At 63.3% G+C, this 18166-nt stretch carries 18 protein-coding genes; 6 read left to right on the forward strand and 12 right to left on the reverse strand.

Going from position 1 to position 18166, the window contains the following annotated elements; translation table 11 throughout:
* Positions 1-15 precede the first annotated feature (15 nt).
* Positions 16-642, reverse strand: coding sequence for a hypothetical protein (locus tag AB7813_RS06785; RefSeq protein ID WP_089263866.1), 627 nt, complete (start codon positions 640-642; stop codon positions 16-18).
* A 255-nt stretch (positions 643-897) separates the two neighbouring features.
* On the reverse strand, positions 898-2385 hold the full coding sequence (gene guaB, locus AB7813_RS06790) for an IMP dehydrogenase (RefSeq protein ID WP_089263865.1): 1488 nt from the start codon (positions 2383-2385) through the stop codon (positions 898-900).
* 310 nt (positions 2386-2695) lie between these two features.
* On the opposite strand from guaB, the gene AB7813_RS06795 reads away from it, so the two are divergent.
* The 4 genes from AB7813_RS06795 (at position 2696) to AB7813_RS06810 (ending at position 6110) form a co-directional block, all read left to right on the forward strand.
* Positions 2696-4171 (forward strand): MFS transporter, encoded by a 1476-nt coding sequence (locus AB7813_RS06795; protein ID WP_115029190.1) that lies wholly within the window; start codon positions 2696-2698, stop codon positions 4169-4171.
* 3 nt (positions 4172-4174) lie between these two features.
* A complete protein-coding gene (locus AB7813_RS06800) occupies positions 4175-4438 on the forward strand; it encodes a hypothetical protein (RefSeq protein WP_231080404.1) in 264 nt (87 codons plus the stop codon).
* 202 nt (positions 4439-4640) lie between these two features.
* Entirely contained in the window at positions 4641-5177 is a 537-nt protein-coding gene (locus AB7813_RS06805; RefSeq protein ID WP_231080403.1) for a TetR/AcrR family transcriptional regulator, read from the forward strand.
* A gap of 66 nt (positions 5178-5243) precedes the next feature.
* Positions 5244-6110, forward strand: coding sequence for a DMT family transporter (locus AB7813_RS06810; protein ID WP_439083318.1), 867 nt, complete (start codon positions 5244-5246; stop codon positions 6108-6110).
* A gap of 21 nt (positions 6111-6131) precedes the next feature.
* On the opposite strand, the gene AB7813_RS06815 is transcribed toward AB7813_RS06810, so the two are convergent.
* Both AB7813_RS06815 and AB7813_RS06820 read right to left on the reverse strand, forming a co-directional pair.
* The gene (locus tag AB7813_RS06815; RefSeq protein ID WP_068730972.1) at positions 6132-6842 is read right to left on the reverse strand and encodes an RlmE family RNA methyltransferase; all 711 of its coding nucleotides are present in this window, start codon (positions 6840-6842) and stop codon (positions 6132-6134) included.
* A gap of 90 nt (positions 6843-6932) precedes the next feature.
* Positions 6933-7997 carry a Ppx/GppA phosphatase family protein gene (locus AB7813_RS06820; protein WP_439064118.1) on the reverse strand — a complete coding sequence of 355 codons (1065 nt, stop codon included), beginning with the start codon at positions 7995-7997 and terminating at the stop codon, positions 6933-6935.
* A gap of 217 nt (positions 7998-8214) precedes the next feature.
* Here AB7813_RS06820 and AB7813_RS06825 point away from each other — a divergent pair, with 217 nt between their 5' ends.
* A complete protein-coding gene (locus tag AB7813_RS06825; RefSeq protein WP_441227962.1) occupies positions 8215-10587 on the forward strand; it encodes a xanthine dehydrogenase family protein molybdopterin-binding subunit in 2373 nt (790 codons plus the stop codon).
* Positions 10588-10675: 88 nt separating this feature from the next.
* Here the strand turns inward: AB7813_RS06825 and AB7813_RS06830 are convergent, their stop codons facing one another.
* Positions 10676-10918, reverse strand: a complete 243-nt coding sequence (locus AB7813_RS06830; protein ID WP_439064120.1) for a hypothetical protein — start codon at positions 10916-10918, stop codon at positions 10676-10678.
* On the opposite strand from AB7813_RS06830, the gene AB7813_RS06835 reads away from it, so the two are divergent.
* Positions 10917-11177, forward strand: coding sequence for a hypothetical protein (locus AB7813_RS06835; protein ID WP_244558270.1), 261 nt, complete (start codon positions 10917-10919; stop codon positions 11175-11177). The genes AB7813_RS06830 and AB7813_RS06835 overlap by 2 nt on opposite strands.
* On the opposite strand, the gene AB7813_RS06840 is transcribed toward AB7813_RS06835, so the two are convergent.
* The 7 genes from AB7813_RS06840 to nrdR form a co-directional block, all read right to left on the reverse strand.
* Positions 11174-13294 (reverse strand): sodium-translocating pyrophosphatase, encoded by a 2121-nt coding sequence (locus AB7813_RS06840; protein WP_439064121.1) that lies wholly within the window; start codon positions 13292-13294, stop codon positions 11174-11176. The genes AB7813_RS06835 and AB7813_RS06840 overlap by 4 nt on opposite strands.
* Before the next feature lie 358 nt (positions 13295-13652).
* Positions 13653-14651: a thiamine-phosphate kinase gene (gene thiL, locus AB7813_RS06845; RefSeq protein ID WP_439064122.1), complete on the reverse strand. Its 999-nt coding sequence runs from the start codon at positions 14649-14651 to the stop codon at positions 13653-13655.
* 2 nt (positions 14652-14653) lie between these two features.
* Positions 14654-15166 (reverse strand): transcription antitermination factor NusB, encoded by a 513-nt coding sequence (gene nusB / locus AB7813_RS06850; protein WP_092144204.1) that lies wholly within the window; start codon positions 15164-15166, stop codon positions 14654-14656.
* 19 nt (positions 15167-15185) lie between these two features.
* Positions 15186-15677, reverse strand: a complete 492-nt coding sequence (gene ribH / locus AB7813_RS06855) for a 6,7-dimethyl-8-ribityllumazine synthase (protein ID WP_089263855.1) — start codon at positions 15675-15677, stop codon at positions 15186-15188.
* Between the two features lie 211 nt (positions 15678-15888).
* Positions 15889-16503 carry a riboflavin synthase gene (locus tag AB7813_RS06860; RefSeq protein ID WP_439064123.1) on the reverse strand — a complete coding sequence of 205 codons (615 nt, stop codon included), beginning with the start codon at positions 16501-16503 and terminating at the stop codon, positions 15889-15891.
* Entirely contained in the window at positions 16503-17657 is a 1155-nt protein-coding gene (ribD, locus tag AB7813_RS06865; protein ID WP_439064124.1) for a bifunctional diaminohydroxyphosphoribosylaminopyrimidine deaminase/5-amino-6-(5-phosphoribosylamino)uracil reductase RibD, read from the reverse strand. The genes AB7813_RS06860 and ribD overlap by 1 nt, the downstream gene beginning before the upstream one ends.
* Positions 17654-18136 carry a transcriptional regulator NrdR gene (nrdR, locus tag AB7813_RS06870; protein ID WP_068732542.1) on the reverse strand — a complete coding sequence of 161 codons (483 nt, stop codon included), beginning with the start codon at positions 18134-18136 and terminating at the stop codon, positions 17654-17656. The genes ribD and nrdR overlap by 4 nt, the downstream gene beginning before the upstream one ends.
* Positions 18137-18166: the final 30 nt, after the last annotated feature.

Raw genomic sequence — 18166 nt, forward strand, 5'->3', positions numbered from 1 at the left:
GTAAACCGGCAAATATCAGGCCGTGATCTTCGCCAGCACCTTGTCGAATGCTGCAGCTGCGCTGTCGAGATCCTTGAAGGACAGACCGCCGTCGGCCGACTGCTTCTGCGCCGCCGTTGCCGTCGGACGGATTTCAGCCACGGGCTTGCCGCCGTCGAGCATCGTCAGCGGTGCGATCACCTGAAATTCATGCGCCTCGATCGGCTGATCCTTGAGCAGGAACACGCTGAGCGACGCGATATCGGTGCCGCGACGATAGGAGATGTAGCGATCGACTGCGACCGAGCCATCGCGCTGCATGCCGCCGAGCTTGGCATGGCCATCGGAGCCGAGCAGCTTGTGCGCCTTGAAGCCCTTCACGCCTTCGGACTTCGCCTTGGCGGTCGCTTCGGAGAGATCGTATTTCTCGGCCATCGCCTTGCCGACCGTGGCGAGCTCCGCCGACATGTCATGCTCGAACTGCTTGGCCTCGCTGCGCGGCTGGCCGATCCTGCGCGGCTTGTCGGCATTACGCTTGGCGAGCTCGGTGGTGCAAAGCTCAACCAGCGCCGTGACCTCGCGGCGTGTGGCGTTCTCACGCAGGTTTTTCAGTTGCGCGGTGTCGAGAGCCGCAATGCGTTCGTCCGTCCATTCAATGGCCATAGTATCCAACGTTCTTTTCTGCGGGTGTTACTTCGACGCGTGACGAGGTCATTGTCGAAAATGAGCATCACAACGCGGCGCGGAGCCAAGCTCCGCGGCCGGGTTCGTCCGGCCCTGGAAATCCATAACGGGACATCCATGGCCGACAGCGCACGTGACGCGCGAACAATAGCGCGTTTTCGCCGATCTGTGGGGCTCAATTTAGGCAGCGATGCCTATGCGGCACTGCGAAAGTGCCGCATATCACGCATATAGTTAAGCGCCGCCCGGATAGTTCGGGCTTTCACGGGTAATCGTCACGTCATGCACGTGGCTTTCCCGCAGGCCGGCGCTGGTGATGCGGACGAATTCTGCCTTGTCGTGGAATTCGGTCAGCGTCTTGGCGCCCACATAGCCCATGGCGGCGCGCAGGCCGCCGGCGAGCTGATGCATCACATTGGCCACCGGGCCCTTATAGGGCACCTGGCCCTCGATGCCTTCCGGCACCAGCTTGAGCGTGTCCTTGATGTCCTGCTGGAAGTAGCGATCCGCCGAACCGCGCGCCATGGCGCCCACCGAGCCCATGCCGCGATAGGCCTTGTAGGAACGGCCCTGCCACAGGAACACTTCGCCGGGGGTCTCGTCGGTGCCCGCGAGCAGCGAGCCGACCATGGCGATGTCAGCGCCGGCAGCGAGCGCCTTGGCGAGATCGCCGGAGAATTTGATGCCGCCGTCGGCGATGATCGGAATGTTGTGCTTCTTCGCGGCTTCCACCGCATCCATGATCGCGGTGAGCTGCGGCACGCCGACGCCGGCGACGATGCGTGTGGTGCAGATCGAGCCCGGGCCGATGCCGACCTTGATCGCATCCGCACCTGCATCGATCAGCGCCTGCGCGCCTTCGGTGGTGGCGATGTTGCCGGCGATCACCTGCACGGAGTTCGAAATCTTCTTGATGCGCGTGACGGCTTCCAGCACGCGCATCGAATGACCATGCGCGGTGTCGACAACAACGACATCGACGCCCGCATCGATCAGACGTTCGGTGCGCTCGAAACCACCCTCGCCCACAGTGGTTGCGGCAGCTACACGCAGACGGCCCTGCGCGTCCTTGCTGGCAAGCGGATGCGCGACGGCCTTGTCCATGTCCTTCACGGTGATCAGGCCGACGCAGCGATACTGATCGTCGACGACGAGCAGCTTCTCGATGCGATGCTTGTGCAGCATGCGCTTGGCTTCATCCTGGCTGACGCCTTCACGCACGGTGACGAGATTCTCGTGCGTCATCAGTTCGGAAATTTTCTGGTTCGGATTGCTGGCGAAGCGCACGTCGCGATTGGTGAGAATGCCGACCAGCTTGCCGGGGACGTCCTTGCTCGCACCGGTGACGACGGGAATGCCGGAGAAGCCGTGCTCGCTCATCAGCGCCAGCGCTTCGGCCAGCTTGGCATCGGGGCCGATGGTGAGCGGATTTACCACCATGCCGGATTCGTACTTCTTGACCTGCCGGACCTGCGCGGCCTGGCCCTCCGGATCGAAGTTGCGGTGGATCACGCCGAGACCGCCGGCCTGCGCCATGGCGATCGCCATGCGGGCCTCGGTGACGGTATCCATCGCCGATGCGATGATCGGAATATTGAGCGGAATGGCACGGGTGGCGTGGGAGCGGATATCGGCGTCGGAAGGCAGGATGTCCGACAGGCCGGGCTTCAGCAGAACGTCATCGAACGTGTACGCTTCGCGGATCTTCTGAACGACTGCCATTGCCAACTCCATGCGGCGACCTCGGGATCGCGGTAGAAACCTCTGGATGCACCAATTCGACGGCGGCGCAGGACACCGTCGTCGAATCTGAACCCATAAGTAGGATTGGCGGTGGTCGATAGCATGCTGCTGCACGAAATCAAAGCGTTTGGCAGCCATGCACAGGGATTTTAGGCGTTTTCGGCCTCCAGCCGGGCGGGCGCAGTCACGGATGATTTAGGAGGTATTCGGCCTCTCGCAATAGCCCACGCCCCGGCAGGATGTTAAAGCGCCCGCAGCTTGGGCACTCGTAAGAATCATCAATAATTTCATGAATAAAGAACGCCTGATCCCGCTCATCGTCGCCTCCGCCTTGTTCATGGAAAACATGGACTCCACGGTGATCGCGACCTCGCTGCCGGCCATCGCCGCCGATATCGGCACCAGTCCGCTGACGTTGAAGCTGGCGATCACCTCCTACCTGCTCTCGCTCGCGGTATTCATTCCGGCATCCGGCTGGACCGCCGACCGGTTCGGCGCACGCGCCGTGTTCTCCATCGCCATTGGCGTGTTCATGATCGGCTCGATCGGCTGCGCGCTGTCGCAATCGGTCACGCATTTCGTCATCGCCCGTATCATCCAGGGCCTCGGCGGCGCCATGATGACGCCGGTGGGACGCCTCGTGCTGCTGCGCTCCATCGACAAAAGCGCGCTCGTCAGTGCCATGGCGTGGATGACGGTGCCGGCGCTGATCGGCCCGGTGATCGGACCGCCGCTGGGCGGTTTCATCACCACCTACTTCTCGTGGCACTGGATCTTCCTGATCAATATCCCGATCGGCTGCCTCGGCATCTATCTTGCGTTGCGCTTCATCGATCCGATCCGCTCGGAGGATCCGGAGCGCTTCGATCTGCTGGGTCTGGTGCTGGCCGGCGTCGGGCTCGCCGGCATTGCCTTCGGCCTCTCGGTCGCGGGCCTCAATCTGCTGCCATGGCCGATCGTCGCCGCACTGGTCGGCATCGGCACGGTGTCCATGACCCTCTACGTGATCCACGCCCGGCGCACCGCGTCCCCGGTGCTGGACTTCTCGCTGATGCGGCTGGTGACCTTGCGCGCCGCCATCATCGGCGGCTTCCTGTTCCGGCTCGGCATCGGCGCATTGCCGTTCCTGCTGCCGCTATTGATGCAGGTCGGCTTCGGCCTGTCGCCGTTCCAGTCGGGCATGGTGACCTTCGGCTCGGCAGTGGGCGCCATGGGGATGAAGACATTGGCGGCGCGCATCATCCGCGCCTTCGGCTTCCGCAATGTCATGACCGTCAACGCCGTGGTGAGTTCGGTATTTCTCGCCGCCTGTGCGCTGTTCACGGTGACCACGCCGCTGATGCTGATCCTGATTATCCTGGTGGTCGGCGGCTTCTTCCGCTCGCTCGAATTCACCGCGATCAATACGGTTGCCTATGCCGAAGTCGAGACGGCGCAGATGAGCCGCGCCACCACGCTGGTCAGCGTCAACCAGCAGCTGTCGATCTCCGCCGGCGTCGCGATCGGTGCATTCTCGGTGGAATCCACCATGCTGATGCGCGGCATGACCGAATTGTCGGCTGCCGACTTTGCACCGGCCTTCCTCGTGGTGTCCGTGATCTCGGCAGCCTCGGCCTGGTTCTTCTGGCAGATGCCGGACGACGCCGGCCACGAAATCTCCGGCCGCAAAGTGATCGATATCGCCAGCCGCAAGGGCGAGGCAAAAGCCGCTGTCAAAGCGGCCAGCGAAGGCACCGCAGATGCAAGGGATCAGAAGCTGGGGTGAGTTGTGACGCGCTCGCAATGGGCCATAGGTCTCGCCACGATCGTCCTCACGATCATCGCCGGCGTCATGTCGTTCGAATATGTGAACAGGCGATTTCCGCCGAAGCCCGCGCCCATTGAGCAGGTGACCGCGCAGGATGCCAAAGAGCAGACCGATCCGGATGCCGCTAAAACACCGCCAGCCTGCGTCGAGCGCGATGGATCCTGGCGAAACTGGTCATGGCCGAACGTGCCGATGCTGTCGCCGAAATGCGAGAGCGCGAAGTAAATCATCCGACCGCAAGATGACGAGAGCCGACAGATCGCTCAAAGCGCGCCCTGTCACAAACTCCCCCTCCCATCACCTTAAGCTGTCATTTGCAATTAATGACCAATCGGTCCATATATCACCAATGGAACATCATTCCCCTGTGCGGTTGCCGCGCGGCCGCCCCCGAGGTTTCGACACGGAAGCTGCCATCGAGCGCGCCATGAACGTGTTCTGGTCGCGCGGCTATCATGCCACGGCGCTTCCGGACCTTCTTCAAGCGACGAACCTCTCGCGTGGCAGTCTCTACGCCGCCTTCGGTGACAAGCGCGGACTCTTCCTGCGTGCGCTCGATCGCTACATTGCCGACGCCCTGCTACGAATCGACATCGAACTCGACCCGCGTGGCGCGCCAGTCGCTGGCCTACGGGCCTACCTTGCTGGTTACGTCGATCGGACGAGTGGCGCCAATGGTCGCCGCGGATGCCTGCTGGTCGCGACAGCCATGGAGTTGGGTGGCCGCGACCCGGAAGTCGATCGCCGCATCGGCGGCTTTTTCAAAGCTATGGAGACCAAAGTAGCCAATGCGCTGTCGCGCGCGAAGGCCGCAGGCGAGTTGGCTCATGGTGTCGAGCCCGCAAGCGCGGCGCGACTGCTGGTCTGCTTCGTCGAGGGGCTGCGTGTCGTAGGTAAAACACGTCCGACACGAAGCACATCGCAAGCCACCGTTGACGCTCTTCTCGAACGCTTCATCAGGTAACGCGTCAAGGCGTGGCTGGTTGAGCGCACCTATATCTGGACCGAACAGTCTTGAATGGAAAGTGTCATGTCGCTCATCCAGATTGTCTGCGCGGTGATGGTACCCTTGCTTTGGGGTTATCAGTTCGTGGTCATCAAGGTGGGCATTGTGGAATTTCCGCCGCTTTTCTTCCTTGGCCTGCGCTTTCTGGCTATGGCATTGCTGCTCGTTCCGTTCGTCAAAAAGCCTGCACGTCAGGAACTCAGCCCTGTCGCCGCGATCTCGGTCTTTCTTGGTGGGCTGAACTTCGGCCTCTTCTATGTCGGCCTCGCGCTCGGCTCCGGAAGTGTTTCGGCCGTCGCATATCAACTCGCCACGCCCTTCACCATCCTGTTGGCTTGGCCGCTGCTCGCGGAGAGACCGTCTCTCGTAACGTCTAGTGGGGTGTTGCTGGCATTTCTCGGCGTGGTCGTGCTTGCAGCGGGGCCTGGTGTGTCTGCGAACGCTATTCCGATTCTGCTGGTGGTCGGGGCAGCACTCGCCTTCGCGGTCGCCAACGTCTTAACGAAGCGGCACGGACCCTTCGACCCCTTGATGTTGACGGGCTGGTCCTCTCTCTTCACGGTGCCACGGGTGATGCTGATGTCGTTTGTCCTTGAAGATGGACAATTGACGTCCCTCGTCACGGCGGATGAACGTGGTTGGCTCGCGCTCGCCTACACCGTTTTCATCGGAGGAATTGTTGGATTTAGCCTTTGGTTCTGGCTCATCGCTCGCTGCACCATGGGCCGCGTGGCGCCATTCGGTTTGCTTCTTCCGGTCTTTGCCCTGATTTCAAGCGTGCTGTTCCTTGACGAGCATATCACTCCAACGTTGATTGTCGGGGCGCTGCTCGCCATCTCCGGTGTTGCCATCACACAAGTGAGATCGAGCGCTCTACCAAATCGGACTTAGAGTCGCCTATGCGCTCACGACCTAGTTGTCGTGCTCACCGAGCCGGTGATCACCTGCCACGCCGCGAAAACCCATGGCCAGCACGTAGCGCTCCGACGAGTCCTTGCGGCTGGCGGCTGGCTTCACATGTTTCACCGTCGCGAAGTCGCGCTTCAGCTGGGTCATCAGCGTGGCGTCGGCGCCGCTCTGGAACACCTTGGCGACGAAGGTGCCGCCGGGCTTGAGCACGTCAGCGGCGAAGGCCGCAGCATCCTCGACGAGGCCAACGATGCGCAGCTGATCGGTCTTGCGATGGCCGGTGGTGTTGGCCGCCATGTCGGACATCACCACGTCGGCGAGACCGCCCATCATCGCCTTCAATCTGTCGGGCGCATCATTGTCGAGAAAGTCCATCTGGGCGAAGGTCACGCCGACGATCTCCGGCATTTCCAGGAGATCGATGGCCACCACTTGCCCCTTGCCCTCGGCCGAGCCGACGCGCCGCGCCGCGATCTGGCTCCAGCCGCCAGGCGCAGCGCCGAGATCGACCACGGACAGGCCGGGCTTCAAGAAGCGGTACTTATCGTCGATTTCGATGATCTTGTAGGCCGCGCGCGACCGCAGGCCGTCCTTCTTGGCCTGCTGCACATAGGGGTCATTGAGCTGGCGGTCGAGCCAGAGCTTCGACGACAGTTTCATTCTGCCGGCGCTCTTGACCTGGATCCGCAGGCGTCCGGTGGTGTCTTTGGCCATGGTCTCGTGCTTGCTTTCAGCTATTCGCGTTTCCCTTAGCACGGCATGGCGGGAAACCCGAATATTCGCTCTGAATCGGGAAAATCAGGCTCAGGACGCGCGGATCGCGCCATCCTCGCGCATCATTTCCACCAGCATGCCCTCGCGCAGCCCCCGATCCGCCACACGCAGCCGCGGCAGGGGGAACGCGTTGCGGATGGCGTCCAGAATGGCACAGCCACACAGCACCAGATCGGCACGGTCGGGGCCGATACACTGGTTGGCGGCGCGTTCCGCATAGGTCATGTCGAGCAGCCTGGAGATGGTCTCGTCGAGCTCGGCATTGCTGAGCCAGATGCCGTCGATGCGGCGGCGATCGTAGCGCGCCAGCCCCTGATAGACGCCGGCCAGCGTGGTTACTGTGCCCGAGGTGCCCAGCATATGCATGCCGTCGAGATCGCCGGCATGTTCGGCGGCGAACGGCGCCACGTGCCGGGCGACCTCCGCAATCATCTGCGTGTAGCTCTCGCGGGTGACGTGCTTGCCGCCGAATTTCTCGGCCAGCGTCACCACGCCGAGCGGGATCGACATCCACGCCTTGATCAACGGCTTGCCCAAGGGATCGGTGGGATCACGCTCGATGCGCACCAGTTCCGACGAGCCGCCGCCGATATCGAACAGGATGGCGCCGCGGCCCTGCGGATCGATCAGCGGCGAGCAGCCAATCACAGCCAGCGCCGCTTCGGTCTCGCGATCGATGATCTCCAGCGTGATGCCGGTTTCGCGCGCCACCTGGTCGAGAAACGCGTCCGAATTCGAGGCCGCGCGGCAGGCCTCGGTTGCGATCAGCCGCAGCCGCTGTGCGTCCCGTGCGCGGATCTTGTCACGACAGATGCTGAGCGCCGAAATCGCACGGGCAATCGCGGCGTCGCTGATCACGCCGGATGTCGAGACGCCCTCGCCCAGCCGGATGATCCGTGAAAACGAATCGACCACGCGAAAACTGTCGCCCGTGGGACAGGCGATCAGGAGACGGCAATTATTGGTTCCGAGATCGAGCGCGGCATAGGTGTTGGCGCATGCGGCTTCGCGCCCGCCGTCGGCCAATACCGCAACCAATCCCTGCACACCCTCGCCCGGCCCATGGCCGCCGCGAAGCCGCGTGTCATCATCCATTCAATCTGTCTTTCCGCGACCGTTCCGGCCGGCGTGGAAACCTTCTTGGAAATATCTTTCACGGAAAGTTTAGCAGGGCACAGGATCAGCGCAACCTTGGCGCACCCCCATGCCCAATCGTCCGTTGTCGTACAGGTCACGCTGCCTTATCTCAGGGACTTACAGGGGCGCGCCCCCGCGCCAAATCCTGGAATCATCCACATTTGATGGATTCATCATGCAAGATTTTACCGGCTCGCCCGTCGACAATGCCATCGCCATGCAGAAATACGGGGTCGGCCAGCCTGTCCGCCGCAAGGAGGACGACACCCTCGTCCGCGGCAAGGGCAAATATACCGACGACGTCAACCTGCCCGGCCAGCTCTATGCCTGGATCGTCCGCAGTCCCCATGCCCATGGCGTGATCCGCGGCATCGATACCGAGGCTGCCAAGGCGATGCCGGGTGTCCGCGGCATCTGGACCGGCCGGGATCTCGAAGCCGCCAATTATGGCCCCTTCACCTGCGGTCTGCCGCTGAAGAGCCAGGACGGCACCCCGCTGTTCCAGACCAATCGCCATGCTTTGATGACCGACAAGGTGCGCTATGTCGGCGACCCCGTCGCCTTCGTGGTGGCTGAAACAGTCGCGCAGGCGCGCGACGCCGCCGAAGCCGTCGTCCTCGATATCGACGCCCTGCCCGCCGTCACCGATTGCGAGGCCGCAACGAAGCCCGGCGCGCCTGTTCTCTACGACCACATCCCGAACAATGTCGCACTCGACTATCACTATGGCGACACCGCCGCCGTCGAGGCGGCATTCGCCTCTGCCGCCCATGTCACCAAGCTCGACATCGAGAACACCCGCGTCGCCGTGGGGTCGATGGAGCCACGCTGCGCGCTCGCCACTTACGAAAAATCCGGCGGCCGCTACGTGATCCAGGTGCCGACCCAGGGCGTCGCTGGCAACCGCAATACGCTGGCCAAGCAGCTCAACGTCGCGCCCGACAAGGTCCGCATCCTCACCGGCAATGTCGGCGGATCGTTCGGCATGAAGAACATCAGCTATCCCGAATACATCTGCCTGCTGCATGCGGCGAAGGAACTGGACAAGCCGGTGAAGTGGCTCGACGAGCGCTCCTCCAGCTTCCTGTCCGACAGCCAGGGCCGCGCCCAGGATATCCATGCCGAACTCGCCCTCGACAAGGACGGCAAGTTCCTCGCGGTGCGCCTGAAAGGCTACGGTAATCTCGGCGCCTATATCACCGGCGTGTCGCCGAGCCCGTTGTCGCTCAACACCGGCAAGAATCTCGCCAGCGTCTACAAGACGCCGCTGCTGTCGGTGGACATCAAATGCGTGCTCACCAACACCACGCTGATGGGCGCCTATCGCGGCGCCGGGCGCCCCGAGGCCAACTACTTCATGGAGCGCCTGATCGATCGCGCCGCCGACGAGATGGGCATCGATCGCTTCACGCTGCGCAAGCGCAACTTCATCAAGCCGTCGCAGTTGCCCTTCGCGGCCGCCTCCGGCGTCACCTATGACAGCGGCGATTTCCAGGGCGTGTTCGAAAAGGCGCTGGCAATTTCCGATCACGCCGGCTTCGCCAAACGCAAGAAGGACAGCCGCAAGAATGGCAAGCTGCGCGGCATTGCGGTGGGCTCCTATCTCGAAGTCACCGCTCCCCCCTCAGGCGAACTCGGCAAACTGACCTTCGGCGAAGACGGCACCGTGACGCTAACCACCGGCACACTGGATTATGGCCAGGGCCACGCTACGCCTTTCGCACAGGTGCTGTCGGCGCAGCTCGGCGTGCCGTTCGACGCTATTCGCCTGGAGCAGAACGACAGCGACCTCGTGCGCATGGGCAATGGCACTGGCGGCTCGCGTTCGATTACCGCCTCGGGCCAGGCCATCGTCGAGGCGTCGGATCTCGTCATTGCCAAGGGCAAGGCTGCCGCCGCACATCTGATGGAAGCGTCCGAAGCCGATATCGAGTTCAAGGCCGGCCGCTTCACCATCGCCGGCACTGACCGCTCCATCGACATCATGGAACTGTCGCAGCGTGTGCGCGAGGGCAAGATGCCGGACGGCGTACCCTCCTCGCTCGACGTCGACCACACCTCATCGGACGTGCCCTCGACATTCCCGAACGGCTGTCACGTCGCCGAAGTCGAGATCGATCCCGACACCGGCGTGCTGACCATCGTCAATTACGCGGCGGTCAACGACTTCGGCACCATCGTCAATCCGATGATCGTCGCCGGCCAGTTGCATGGCGGCGTGGCCCAGGGCATCGGCCAGGCGCTGATGGAGAAAGTCAGCTATGACGCGTCGGGCCAGCCGATCACCGGCTCCTTCATGGACTATGCGATGCCCCGCGCCGGCGACATTCCGCTGATGCTGGTCGGCGATCATCCCTCGCCGGCGACGACCAACCCGCTGGGCACCAAAGGCTGCGGCGAAGCCGGCTGCGCCGGCTCACTCTGCACCATCGTCAATGCGGTGGTCGATGCACTCAGCGACTACGGCGTCACGCATATCGACATGCCGTTGACCTCCGAGCGCATCTGGCGCGCCATCCAGGACGGCAAGCAGAGCAAGGCGGCGTAAGCCCGACCAACTCAACAAAAAGCCCCGCGATCACATCGCGGGGCTTTTCTGTGTCGTCTACGCTAACGCGCCGTGGCCGACAGGACCCCTAGCTCTTCGTCCCGTATTTCCGCGCGAAATCCCGCCCGGATCGCGCGATACAAACAGCTGCCTGACTCTGATACATCGAGCCCTCGTTCTTCTCTGCGATCTTATCGCATTTCGCACGCGCCTTCTCATAGGCCGCCTTGGTCGCGGGCAGCGCCTTCGGCAAGAACCGTGGTTCGCATTTCGACAGCACAATGGTCGAGAACGCATTATCGCCGGACGAACCGAGCTGGCAGAGTTCCATGATCCGATATGCGCCTTCGCAGCTGAACTCGGCCTTCATCGCGGCCTCAATGGCCTGGTGGAGGCCGCCGGCCTTCGCTTCGGCTGCATCACTGATGGGGCATTTTTCTGCGGCGGCGAGAACAGGCGTTGAAAAAGCAAACACCGCGAATAAAGCAACGCCAATTCCACGCATCGTTTTCGTCTTTCAAAATGACCAAAAAAGAAAGTCCCGCGGCTTTCACCGCGAGACTTTTACATTGGCCGTTGCCGCCGTCTAGTGCGCGAGAATCGCCAACAACAGGAGCGCCACGATGTTGGTGATCTTGATCATCGGGTTCACCGCGGGGCCTGCCGTGTCCTTGTAGGGATCGCCGACGGTGTCGCCGGTCACCGCAGCTTTATGAGCGTCGGAGCCCTTGCCGCCGAAATGACCGTCCTCGATATACTTCTTGGCATTGTCCCAGGCGCCGCCGCCCGAGGTCATCGAGATCGCCACAAAGAGACCCGTGACGATCACGCCAAGCAGCATCGCGCCGACCGCGGAGAATGCCGCCGACTTGCCGACTGCGCCGCCGCCGGCAATGGCGTAGATGATGAAGTACACCACGATGGGCGACAGCACCGGAAGCAGCGACGGGATGATCATTTCCTTGATCGCGGCCTTGGTCAGCAGATCCACCGCGCGGCCGTAATCCGGCTTGTCGGTGCCCTGCATGATGCCCGGCTTCTCGCGGAACTGACGACGCACTTCCTCGACGATGGCGCTGGCTGCACGGCCCACCGCCGTCATGCCCATCGCACCGAACAGGTATGGCAGCAGACCGCCGAACAGCAGACCGACCACCACATAGGGATTGTTCAGCGAGAAGTCCGGCAGCACATCCTTGAAGTACGGATACTTCGCGGCATTGGCGATGAAGAATTTGAGGTCTTCATTGTAAGCCGCGAACAGCACCAGTGCGCCGAGGCCTGCCGAGCCGATGGCATAGCCCTTAGTGACCGCCTTGGTGGTGTTGCCGACCGCGTCGAGCGCGTCGGTGGCCTTGCGGACTTCCTTCGGCAATCCGGCCATTTCGGCAATGCCGCCGGCATTGTCGGTGACTGGACCGAAGGCGTCGAGCGCCACGATCATGCCGGCCAGCGCCAGCATCGTCGTGGTGGCAATCGCGATACCGAACAGGCCCGCGAGGCTGTAGGTGACGAGAATGCCGGCGATGATGACGATCGCAGGACCCGCTGTCGACTCCATCGAGATCGCGAGACCCTGGATCACATTGGTGCCGTGACCGGTGACCGACGACTGCGCGATGGACTTCACCGGACGATAGTCGGTGCCGGTGTAGTATTCGGTGATCACGATGATCAGCGCCGTGACAACGAGGCCGGCGACGCCGCATTGGAACAGCGCCAGACCCGTATACTTCACGCCGGCCAGCGGACCGAAACCGATCAGCCAGTAGATCACGGCGGCAACGCCAAACAGTGACAACACGCCGGTGGCGATCAGGCCCTTATACAGCGCGCCCATGATCGACTGGCTGGCACCGAGCTTGACGAAGAACGTGCCGGCAATCGAGGTCAGGATGCAGATGCCGCCAATGGCGAGCGGCAGCGTCATCATGTTGACCAGCAATGGCGAGCTCGCGAAGAAGATCGCCGCCAGAACCATGGTGGCGACCGCGGTCACCGCATAGGTCTCGAACAAGTCGGCGGCCATGCCGGCGCAGTCGCCGACATTGTCGCCCACATTGTCGGCGATCGTTGCCGGATTGCGCGGATCGTCTTCGGGAATCCCGGCTTCGACCTTGCCGACGAGATCGCCGCCGACGTCAGCGCCCTTGGTGAAGATGCCGCCGCCGAGACGGGCGAAGATCGAGATCAGCGACGCGCCGAAGCCGAGCGCCACCAGCGCATCGATCACGGTGCGGCTGTTGGCAGCGAGGCCGAGGGCGTGCGTGAGATAGGCGAAGTAGATGGTGACGCCGAGCAACGCCAGACCCGCCACCAGCATGCCGGTGATGGCACCGGCCTTGAAGGCGAGTTCGAGGCCGCCGGCCAGCGAGATCGTCGCCGCCTGCGCGGTGCGGACATTGGCACGCACCGACACGTTCATGCCGATGAAGCCGGCTGCGCCCGACAGCACGGCGCCGATCAGGAAGCCGAAGGCCACGAGCATGCCGAGGAAGTAAGCCAGCAGCGCGAAGATCACGACGCCGACGATGCCGATGGTGAGATATTGTCGCTTCAGATAGGCCTGTGCGCCCTCTCGCACGGCCTCTGCAATTTCCTGCATCCGTGCGTTACCCGCATCGGCCTTCAACACAGAACTCGTCGCCCAGATCGCGTAAACGATCGACAGTGCCCCGCAGAGCACGATCACCCACAATGCTGTCATGGAATCTGCCTCAGTCCTTCCTGCCCGGCGCCTTGTTAGTTGGCGCATAAAAAGGAGGCCTGCCCAGCACGTGAGGACGGCCTCTCGTTTGATGAGCATGGCAAAATCGGTATCGCCGTGCAACGCTGCCAATGGGCTAATGCAGGATTTTTGGAGGGGATGTAGGGGGAAGAGGAACGTTGGCCTTTCGGGTGTCATCCCCGCGGAGGCGGGGATCCATAACCTCAGGCCGCTCAATTAAAAGGAAGGCCTCTCCGTCCTGCGTTGAACAGCTCTCAAGAGTGTATGGGGCCCCGCCCCGCGCACGCCTTCGGCGTGCTAGGCGGGGACGACACGGAGATTACTTCCAGAGCTGTTCCTAGAAGTGGCTGTAGGACAGGCGCTTCAACACGATGTCCCTGCCCGCCTGGTCGACGAAGCGGGGCGATGACGCACCTGCAACAATTGTCCCGATGACCGCGACCCGCACGCCCGCCTGGTGCGCGGCCTGCACGAAACCGGTCGTGCGATTCTCTGGGATGGTGCAGAGGACTTCGTAGTCGTCGCCGCCGGCAACGACCGTTTCGAGACCGATCACACCGCGATCCAGCAGTGCTGCCGCCGGATCCGACAGCGGAATAGCCGATGCATCGATGACGGCAGAGATGCCCGACACCGCACAGAGCTTGGCGAGATCGCCGGCCAATCCGTCGGAGACATCCATCGACGCCGTCGCGAAATCGCGCACCGCAAATGCCAGCGCGTTGCGTGGCTGCGGCACGCGATAGCGTGCCACGAGCGCGTCACGCGCGTTGCTGTCGCCAGTCAGCGCCGCCGCGACCGCGCCGCCTTTCAGCGCCGCAAGGCCAAGCGCGGCATCACCGATCATGCCACTCACGACCACGCGGTCCCCCACCGCCGCGCCGTGGCGGCGGACCATCTTGCCCACCGGAACGCGTCCGAAGGCGGTGACTGAGACCATCAGCGGCCCCGGCGTCGAGACCGTATCGCCGCCGAGCAACGCACAGCCGAATATTGCGATGTCTTCGCCGAGACCGCGCGCGAACTCCGCCAGCCACGCCTCATCATGTGTCCGCAGCGCCAGCGTCAGCACGAAGCCTGCCGGCGTGGCACCCTTGGCGGCGAGGTCGGAGAGGTTCACCCGCAGCGCCTTGCGCGCGATGGTGTCCGGGGGATCGTCAGGGAGAAAGTGCACGCCTTCGACGATGGCATCGGTGTTGACGACGATATCCTCGCCGTCGGCCTTGAGCACCGCGGCGTCGTCGGTCAGGCCGAACGCACCGGGATCAGTCGCGAGCGGCTTGAAGTAGCGCGCGATCAGGGTGTCTTCGCCGGATGCGTTGGACCCGGCTGACATGGTCAGTGTCCTGCGCGCGAAAACTCTTCCGCGCGAAACTGCCGGGCGATCTGGTCGAGCACCGCATTGACCATGCCGGTCTCGTCGCCTTCGACGAAGGCATGCGCAACGTCGACATATTCCGACACCACGACACGGCCGGGAATGTCCTTGCGATGTTCCAGCTCATAGGCGCCGGCGCGCATCACCGCGCGCAGGATCGCCTCGATCCGCTGCAGCGGCCAGCCTCTGGAGAGCGCGTCGTCGATCAGCGGATCGAGCTTGTTCTGGTCGCGCACCACGCCGGACACGATGTCGCGGAAGAACGCCTCTTCGGCCGGGAGATACTGGTCACCCTCGATCTCGCTGCCGAGCCAGAAGCTCTCGAACTCGGCGAACACGTCGTTGATGCCGGAGCCGCCCACATCCATCTGATAGAGCGCCTGCACGGCCGCGAGGCGCGCGGCACCGCGGCGGTTGGCCTTGCGGTCGCCTTTGGGGATCGGCTTCTTGAAGTCCGCTTTCTTGTCAGCCATTTTCTTCTCAGACATCGGCTCAGGCCTTCGCCAGACGGCGCTTGATGCGCAGCACGGACAGTGCCGCACGGGCCGCATCGCCGCCCTTGTTCAATTCACCGGCGCGCGCGCGCGCCCAGGCCTGCTCGTCGGTATCCACCGTGATGATCCCGTTGCCGAGGGGCAGCCGCAGATCGACGGACAAATCCATCAGCCCGCGCGACGACTCCATCGAGACGATCTCGAAATGGAACGTCTCGCCGCGCACGACACAACCCAGCGCAATTGCCGCTTCATAAGGCTTGCCGCTTTTCGCGGCAGCATCGACTGCAATCGCGATGGTCGAGGGAATTTCCAGCGCGCCCGGCACCGTCAACACGTCATGGGTGACGCCGGCTGCCTTCAGCTCGACGATCGCGCCTTCCAGCAGTGCATCCTGAATGTCGTCATAGAACCGCGCCTCGACGATCAGGACGCGCGCGCCCGTGATGTCGGTCTGGTCCTGCAAATGAGCGCGTCGCGCGTCTGCCATATCTCAACCTGTTAAAAACGTTGAACATCTCCAAGAATGAAGATTGTCAACAACGCGTGTTTGTAGTCGTCGCGGGCAGTGAAGCCAAGGGCAATACTTGGCAATTTAGCGCCGTCATGCCCGGCGCATGCCGGGTATCCACGTCTTGGCCGGGCACGAAGACGTGGATGGCCGGGACAAGCCCGGCCATGACGGCCGAGAGGTCGGAACCTTAAACAGGCATTTCGCTGAGCCGCGCCGCATAGCGGGCCATCAGATCGACCTCGATATTGACCTCGGCGCCTGCTTCCCACGCCTTGCCCAGCGTGGTGACGCTCAGCGTGTGCGGAATGATCAGCACGGCGAACTGCACGTCATCGACGGTATTCACCGTCAGCGACACGCCATCCAGCGTGATGGAGCCCTTGGTGGCGATGAAACGCGCCAGTTCGCGCGTGGTGCGGAAGGTGATCCGCGCCATGTCCGGCAGGCTCTCGCGCGATACGATGGTGGCGATGCCATCGGCATGGCCGGCGACGATATGGCCGCCAAGCTCGTCGCCGATCTTCAGCGCGCGCTCGAGATTGAGCCTGGTGCCCAGCTTCCAGTGCTTTGCCGTGGTCATGCCCAGCGTCTCGGCGGCAGCGTCAACGTCGAACCAGGTTTTGCCATTGGCCACGCCGGAGCCGACCACTGTGAGGCAGACGCCGTTGCAGGCGATCGAGGCGCCGTCGGCGATGGTGGTCTGGTCGTAGTCGCAGAGAATGCGCAGCCGGTGGAGCTGGCCCTGCGCCACTTGCGTAAGGCTCTCGATCTCGCCGATGTCGGTGACAATGCCGGTGAACATTAGCTTCTTTCGTAGATGGTCAGAGTGTCGTTTTCGATCGTCTCGCTAGCACGCTGCACGAAGTCCGGCGACCCGGTGATCGCCGATAGCGGCAATGCATCCAGCGCGGCGATGCCACCCTCGCCGATCTCCTTCGGCCCGCGAAACAGCCAGACCTCGTCGACCAGCCCCGCCGTCACGAAAGACGCCGCGACTTTCGATCCGCCTTCCACCAGCAGCTTCGTAATGCCCTTCTCCGACAAGCTATGCAGCACGGCGAGCAAATCCAGCCCCGGCGGCGGCGCGGTCGTGGTCGGCACGCGCAGCACCTGCGTGCCGGCAGCGCCCAGCGCCATCGCGGCGGGGGCTTCCGACAGGCTGGAGGTCATCACCCACAGCGGCGTCGTACGCGCCGAATGCACCAGTCGGGTATTACCGGACATGCGCAGCGCACGGTCGAGCACCACGCGCACCGGCGAGCGCTTCATCATGCCCGGCAAGCGACAGGTCAGTTCGGGATCGTCAGCGATGACGGTGCCCATGCCGACCAGCACCGCATCGCATTGCGCCCGCAAGAGATGCACGCGCGACCGCACCATCTCGCCGGTGACGGCGACCGGCTTGTGACCGGCTGCCGCGATCTTGTCGTCCGGCGACACCGCGAGCTTCAACACGACATGCGGGCGCTTGTCGCGGATACGCCGAAAATGCCCGGCGTGATCGCGCGCGGCCTGTTCGGCGCAGAGCCCGACATCGACCCTGATGCCCGCCGCACGCAGCCGCGCATGACCTTGGCCCGCCACGTCCGGATTGGGATCTTCAATCGCCGCGACGACGCGCGCGATGCCCGCAGCGACGATCGCATCCGCGCAAGGCGGCGACTTGCCGAAATGCGAGCATGGCTCCAGCGTCACATAGAGCGTGGCACCGCGTGTGGCCTCGCCGGCCTGCGCAAGTGCGACAGGCTCGGCATGGGGACGGCCGCCGGGCTGCGTCCAGCCGCGGCCAATAATAACACCGTCCTTCACGATGACCGCGCCGACCGCGGGATTGGGCCATGTCCGGCCCTGCCCGCGCCGGCCGAGCGTCAGCGCCAGCTGCATGAAGCGCAGGTCGGTTGCTTTCGCGTCGGCAGATTTTTGAGCGTATTGATCTTCCAGGATCCGGAAGATCATTTTCGGACCACCACCGGCCGGCCGTCGTCATCGGCATGCAATTCGCCGAGCACGGCCTCGAAGTCCTTGGCCTCGCGAAAATTGCGATAGACCGAGGCGAAGCGCACATAGGCGACGTCATCGAGCCCGCGCAGATGCTCCATCACGATCTCGCCGATGGTCTCCGACGAAATCTCCGCCTCGCCGCCGCTTTCCAGCTCGCGCACGATGGCCGAGACCATGGTCTCCACCCGCTCCGGATCGACCGGGCGCTTGCGCAGACTGATCGACAGCGAACGCACCAGCTTGTCGCGGTCGAACGGGACGCGGCGGCCATTGCGCTTGATCACCGTGAGCTCGCGCAGTTGCACGCGCTCGAAGGTGGTGAAGCGGAAGTTGCAGGTGACGCATACGCGCCGCCTGCGGATCACGGCGGAATCTTCCGCGGGACGCGAGTCCTTCACCTGCGTATCGAGGCTATTGCAGTTCGGACAGCGCATTCCAAAGAACCTTCCAGACACTCGTTCCTG

This window comes from Tardiphaga sp. 20_F10_N6_6, assembly GCF_052076045.1.
Lineage (GTDB): Bacteria > Pseudomonadota > Alphaproteobacteria > Rhizobiales > Xanthobacteraceae > Tardiphaga > Tardiphaga robiniae.